Annotated in this window: 3 protein-coding genes; 1 reads left to right on the forward strand and 2 read right to left on the reverse strand. The window is 70.1% G+C overall.

Annotated features, from left to right (window positions below; genetic code table 11):
* Nucleotides 1-76: 76 nt before the first annotated feature.
* Together ACOJTC_RS06850 and ACOJTC_RS06855 are read right to left on the reverse strand one after the other, a co-directional pair.
* On the reverse strand, nt 77-2,551 hold the full coding sequence (locus tag ACOJTC_RS06850; RefSeq protein WP_420116205.1) for a non-reducing end alpha-L-arabinofuranosidase family hydrolase: 2,475 nt from the start codon (nt 2,549-2,551) through the stop codon (nt 77-79).
* A gap of 211 nt (nt 2,552-2,762) precedes the next feature.
* Nucleotides 2,763-5,735: a glycoside hydrolase family 9 protein gene (locus ACOJTC_RS06855; protein WP_420116206.1), complete on the reverse strand. Its 2,973-nt coding sequence runs from the start codon at nt 5,733-5,735 to the stop codon at nt 2,763-2,765.
* Nucleotides 5,736-5,974: 239 nt separating this feature from the next.
* Between ACOJTC_RS06855 and ACOJTC_RS06860 the strand changes: the two genes are divergently transcribed.
* Complete coding sequence (locus tag ACOJTC_RS06860) at nt 5,975-6,379, forward strand: VOC family protein (RefSeq protein WP_420116207.1); 405 nt, start codon at nt 5,975-5,977, stop codon at nt 6,377-6,379.
* The last annotated feature ends 188 nt before the right edge of the window (nt 6,380-6,567 follow it).

Genomic DNA, 6,567 nt, shown 5'->3' on the forward strand with positions numbered 1-6,567 from the left:
GCCCCCCGGGGGGGGGCGCCCGCCCCCCCCGCGGCGGCGGCCCCCGCCCCGGTTGTGCAGCGTGCGAAGGTGTGCCTCAGCGCTGGAGGGTGAGGACACCCGGCCGCCACGGCAGCAGGTTGTAGTCGGTGTTCGCGTTCGGGTCCTTGCCCTGGTAGAGCAACTGCAGGTTGCAGGCGTCGACGGTCTTGGTCTGGTCGGGGTTGGTGCGGACCAGGTCACCGTGGCTGATGTCGTTGGTCCACGTGGCACCGCTGTTGGCCTTGCCGGCGAAGGGGTTGCTCTCGCTGGTGGCCTGCGGGGTCCACGAGCCGCCCAGGCTGCTGGACGTGAACGACCGGAAGTAGCGCTGCCCCTGGCTCCCGATCGCCTCGACGAGCATCAGGTACTGGTTCTGGCCCGCCACCTTGTAGACCTCGACGCCCTCGAACAGGTTGTTGGTCGAGTCGGTCATGACCGTCGTGTAGCTCGAACCGAAGCTGCCCGGGAAGTTCCCCAGCGGCATGCTCGACCGGTAGATCTTGCCGTTGTCCCCGGCGAAGAACAGGTACATGTTCTGGTCGTCACCGATGAGGGTCTGGTCGATCACACCGTACGGGGCGTCCGGGAGGGTGGCGGTGGACAGCGTCTGCGCCGAGGACCAGCCGTTGGCGTTGGTCGGGTCGCTCGACGTCTTGTAGCTGAACGAGGTCGGTCCCCACTGGTACGCCAGCACCCAGATGTTCTTCGGGGCGAAGTAGAGCAGGGTGGGCGCGACGGTGCCCTGGCTCATGCCGTTCTGGCTGGCCGAGGCCATGTCCGACCAGTTGGTGAACGTGCCGAAGTTCATCGAGCTGTACTGGCCGCTGCTGTTGACGTACGAGCCGTAGACCAGGTGCTTGCCGTTGTAGACGACGTTGGTGAAGTCCTTGAGCGAGACCCAGCCGTTCTTCGGGCTGGTCAGCGCGCCGGTCGACGACCACCGGTAGGTCGACGGGAGCGCGCAGCCACCACCCGGGGGCGGCGTGGTCGTCGGCGGCGGGGTGGTCGGCGGCGCGGTGGTGGGCGGGTTGCTGCCACCGAAGTCGGTGCGCCACTGCTGGTTGGTCTGCCCGTGGCAGTCGTACAGCTGGACCTGCTGGCCGTTGCCGGTGCCCCAGACGTCCAGGCAGCGGCCGGACTGCACGCCGCTGATGGTGCCGTTGGAGTTGATGTTCCACTGCTGGTTGGCCCCGCTGTTGCAGTCCCAGATGATGATCCCGGTGCCATTGGCGGTGGCCGCGCCGTTCGCGTCCAGGCACTTGGTGCCGTAGACCCGCAGCTGCTTGTTGGCGGTGTACGTCCACTGCTGGTTGGACTGGCTGTTGCAGTCGTAGAGCTGCACCCGGGTGCCGTTGGTCTGGGTGGAGTTCGGCACGTCGATGCACCGGTTCGACGCCACGCCGACGATCCGTCCGGCGCCGCCGCTCGGCGGCGGGGTCGTGGTGGGCGGGGGCGTGGTGGGCGGGCCCGTGGTCGGCCCGGAGGTCGGGGGTGCCGCGTTGAGCGCGTTGAGGACCGAGTTGTACGCGGCCTTCTTGTTGCCGCCGCCGTCGAACAGCAGCGGGTTCTCGTTGGAGCGCCAGGAGTCGCTGTCGCGCACGCCCCACACGGTGATGCCGATGCAGCGCGGCACGTTCAGGCACGCCTGGGTCAGCCCGGCGTACTGGGTGGTGGAGGAGTTCGTGACGTCGACCTCGGTCAGCGCCACGTCCACGCCGAGGGCGGCGAAGCTGGACAGCGTGGTCTGGAAGTTGCTCGGCAGCGAGCTGCCCCCGGTGAAGTGGGTCTGCAGGCCGACGCAGTCGATCGGCACGCCCCGGGACTTGAAGTCCTGGATCATGCGGTAGACGCCCTGCGTCTTGCCGTACGACCAGTTCTCGATGTTGTAGTCGTTGTAGCAGAGCTTCACCGACGGGTCGGCGGCGCGCGCGGTGCGGAACGCCACCTCGATCCAGTCGTTGCCGGTGCCCTGCAGGTTCGACGACCGGCGGCTGCCGTCCTCGTTGAACGCCTCGTTGACCACGTCCCACGCGGCGAGCTTGCCCTTGTAGTGGCCCATCACGCCGTTGATGTGGTCGATCATCGCCTGGCGCAGGTTGCTGCCGCTCAGGCTCTGCATCCACGGCGGCTGCTGCGCGTGCCAGGCCAGGGTGTGCCCCCGGACCTTCAGGCCGCGCTGGGTCGCCCAGTTGTAGATCTGGTCACCGGAGCTGAAGTTGAACTGGCCCCGCTGGGGCTGCGTCGCTTCCGGCTTCATCTCGTTCTCGGCCGTGATCATGTTGAACTCGCGGCCGGCGATCGTGCTGTACGTCGAGTCGCCGAGCCGGCCGGCCGCGATGGCCGTGCCGAAGTACCGGCCCGACTGCGCGGCGGCCGCGCCCAGCGTGCTCGCGGCGGCGTTCGCCGACGGCATCATCACCGCGGCGGATACCACCGTCACGACGCCGACCGCGCCGGCGAGCAGCGCCCGGACGGCGGGCGATCGCCGTCGCCGGCCGCCGTCGTGGTGGACGGATGGACCTGTTGCCATCGTGGCCTCCTTGCTGGCCAACACCCGGGCCGTCGGGGCGGGACGGCCGGGCGTCTTCGGTTGTTAAATCTAGTAGCGTCGATGTTTCCATCCTGCACCGGCCGGAACAAAGGTGTTTCGGAAAAGTTTCGGAACATTTTTGGCCCGGTCTGGTCCGACGCGACGTGGGCCGGCCCCCCCGGTGGGGGGGCCGCCCCCGACACGTCGATGCTCAGGAGACCGTGCAGGTGGCCCCGTTGAGCGTGAAGCTCGTCGGCTTCGGGTTGCTGCCGGTGTGGGTGCCGTTGAACCCGATGCTGGTGGACGCACCGGGGGCCAACGCCCCGTTGTAGGTCATGCTGGTCGCGGTCACCGCCGCCCCCGTCTGGGCGAACGTCGCCGACCAGCCCTGGCTGACCTTCTGACCGCTGGTCGGGAAGGTGAAGGCCAGGCTCCAACCGTTGAGCGCGGTCGTACCGGTGTTGGTGATGCTGATGCTGGCGGTGAAGCCGTTGGTCCAGTCGGTGGTGGTGTAACCGACCTTGCACGACGAGGCGGGCGCGGTCGGGGTCGGGGTGGGCGTCGGGGTGGAGGTCGGCGTCGGGGTCGGCGTCGAGGTGCCCGGCAGGGTCTGCACGGTGAGCGTCTTCGACGGGGTGGACGGGTTGCCGGCCGCGTCCACCGCCACCACGTAGAGCCCGTACGAGGTGTCCGGCGTCAGCCCGGTCACCTGGGCGGTGGTGCCGGTGCTCGTGGCGACGACGAGATGGGCCGGCCAGGACGTCTTGTAGACCCGGTAACCGGTGACCCCGACGTTGTCGGTGGACGGCGTCCAGCTCAGGGTGAGCCCGGTCGCGCCGATGTTCGACGCGGTCGGGGTGCCGGGCGGGGTCGGCCCGCTGGTGTCCGAACCGGTGCCCGCCGGCGTGGCCACCGCGAGCGCCGACGACCACAACGAGCTGTTGCCGGCGCCGTCGCGGGCCAGGACCGAGAACCGGTAGTTGCTGGCGGGCGAGAGCGTGGTCAGGGTCAGACTGTTGGTGGTGGTGCGGAAGGTGGAGCGCACGTCGCTGCCGACCGGCTCCATGGCGACGTCGTAGCCGGCCAGGCCGCTCCCACCGGTGTCGGTGGACGCGGGCCAGGTCAGCGTCATGCCGGTGGGCGTGATCGCCGAGGCGACGGGGGTGCCGGGGACGGTGGGCGGGGTGGTGTCGGTGGGCGTCGAGGTCGGCTCGTCACCCCAGACCCGGGTGGTCCCGGCGTACAGCGGCACCTTCGGGTTCGGTCCGGCGGTGGCCTGGTACGACGGGTCGTTGGTCGGGTCCCAGGTGCCGCCCTCCGGTACGCCGATCTTGAACTGCACCTCCATCCGGTGCTGCGACTGCCCGGCCGGGGCGATCGTCTGACCGGTGCAGTCCACCTCGACGTACCAGATGTCGCCGGAGAGCTGCTTGGCGGTCGACGGCGACGGGCAACCCTGGGTGTAGCCGGGGGTGACCTGCACGGCGGTGCTGCCCTCGGGGCGGAAGTAGTAGCGGAACTTCCCGTTGGTCAGCGCCCGCGCCGGGAACGCCGACTTGTTGTAGATGATCGCCTTGAGCCCGGTGGCCCGGGGCTCGGCCTGCATCACCGTGGTCTCCACGGTCAGCTCGGGGATGTCCGGCTGCTCGGCAATGGGGAAGTTGGCGAGCGGGGTGCCGCCGTACTCCTGGGAGAGCCGGGCCAGGGCGGAGGTGAAACCGGCGTTGTAGTCGGTGGCGACCTCGTTCATCACGTAGTCGGACCGGCTGTCGGTGTACGCGTCGTTGGCCGAGGACGGGCCGCCGACCAGCGCGCCGTAGAGCACGTGCCGGGTCTCGACCGGCACCGTCTGGCTGTCCCACCAGGAACCGTGGGCGGTGCGGTGGTGCGGGTTCTTCGGCGCGTTGGCACCGAACCCGATCACGTAGCTGGACTTGCGCGGGTTGTCGCCGAGCGCGTAGTTGATCTGCCGGACGGCGAAGTCGTGGAACCGGGCCTTGCGGGTGGCGTCGGTGGTCTTGTCGCTGTAGACCAGCGCCGCGAAGCTGGTGTTGGCGGCGTACCGCAGCGCGCCCCAGGAGTCGAGGACAGCCATCCCGCCCGGAGAGTAGGGCACCTTCTGGCCGTTGACGCCGACCGTCCAGTAGTCGAGCCACCGGTTGGCGTCGTCGACGTACTTCTGCTTGCCGGTCAGGTTGGCCAGCAGCACGTACGCCCCGAACTGCTTGTTGTCCCAGGCGATCGTCCACTTGTAGGACCGGGTGGTGGACTGCGGCTCGGTGCCGAGCTTGTCGTACTCGCTCTCGGCCTTGGCCAGGTAGGCGGCGTCACCGGTGGCCCGGTGCAGCCAGATCGCACCCCAGACGAGTTCGTCCTGGTAGCCGCTCCACGACTTGTAGAAGCTCGTCGCGTCGGTGATGCACTCGTGGTAGCTCTTGCGCACCGTGTCGGCGAACGTGTAGAGCTGCTTGGCGTGGGTGAGCAGCTTGTCGGCGTAGGCGGCGTCGGTGGGCCGGAACACCATCGACGACGCGGCCATCGCCGCCGCCGTCTCCCCCGCCAGGTCCGCGCCGCCACAACTCGCATCGATCTTGTACGCGGGCCGCGCCATCGGCAGCACCTCGGCCGGGCCCCACCACTTGTGGTCGTCGTCGCCCTTGCCGACCTGCCCGTAGAGCACGTTGGCCGAGGGGTGCGCCTTGATGAAGTAGTCGTTGACGAAGCGCAGGTTGTTCAGCAGCGGGGTGAGCTGGCCTGCGGCGACGTACCCGTCGCGGTACTCGACCGCACCCCAGGCGAGCATGGTGGCGCTGAACGCCATCGGGAAGCCGAACTTCACGTGGTCGCCGGCGTCGTACCAGCCGCCGGTGAGGTCCACGCCGACGTCCGCCCCGTCGGTGAGCGCGGAGTCGCCCCGCCAGGAGACCCGGTTCCAGGACGGCTTCTTGCCGGACTGCTGCGCCTCGTAGAACAGCAGCGACTTCTGCAGCGCCTCGGGGTAGTTGAACATGCCGGTGCCGGCGGCCTCGGCGCGCCCGGCAGCGGTGGGAGCGGCCCCGGCGGTGAGCGGGACCGCGCTGATGGCGAGAGTCAGACCGCTGGCCAGGGCGGCACCGGCGGCGAGCAGGCGGCGGAGCCGGGGCCGGCCCGCGCCCGACCGGCCGGGCCGGTTCGGGTGCTGCATGCGGAACTCCTGTCGATGGTGCCTCCGGCGACGCCCACCGGACGCGGGGACGGGGGCGTCGCGGGTGGTGGGCGTCGCCGGAGGCGGGTGGTGGTGAGAGGACCGAGGGAGTCGCGGGAGCGCTCCCATGGATGTGCGCCAATGTAATCGTTCGGTCATCGGTTTGTGAAGGGGCCAACCCCGACGACACCGGAAGAAGCTCCCCGGACACCGCCGCCCGACCGGACTAGCCTGGATCGATGTCGATGATCGAACAGGTGTCACTGGGGGTGAGCGACGACCGTCGCGCCGGCCGGTTCTGGGCCGAGGCCCTCGGCTACGTCCGCCGGCCACCCCGCTACCCGGGGGACGGGTGGATCGTGCTGGAACCGCCGTCCGGCACCGCCGGGGTGCCGCTGGCGATGGACGTCAGCGTCAGCCCGGTGTCGGACCTCCCCCGCATCCACCTCGACCTGCACGCGGGCGACCGGGACCTCGACGACGAGGTCGACCGGCTGTGCGGTCTGGGCGCCGAACGGGTCGACTGGCCGCACTACCCCGCCGAGCCGGAGCCAGGCCAACTGCCGTACGTCGTCCTCGCCGACACCGAGGGCCACCGGTTCTGCGTCTCGGGGGACCGTCGGGCCGGCGTCTTCTTCGGCTGACCGCCACCCCGCCGGCCGACGCACCCACCGACCGGGAGGCGGCGGCCCCGGGGCGCGGCAGGCCCCGACTGGCGACCCGGAACCGGCCCGGACATGGGCAGGGCCCCCGCACCGGGGGCCCTGCCTGTACACCGTTCTCCGCATCGGAGTTCGGCCACGCACCGGAAGGAAGCCCCCGCCCGGTGCCA

Source organism: Micromonospora sp. (assembly GCF_048594385.1).
GTDB lineage: Bacteria > Actinomycetota > Actinomycetes > Mycobacteriales > Micromonosporaceae > Micromonospora > Micromonospora wenchangensis.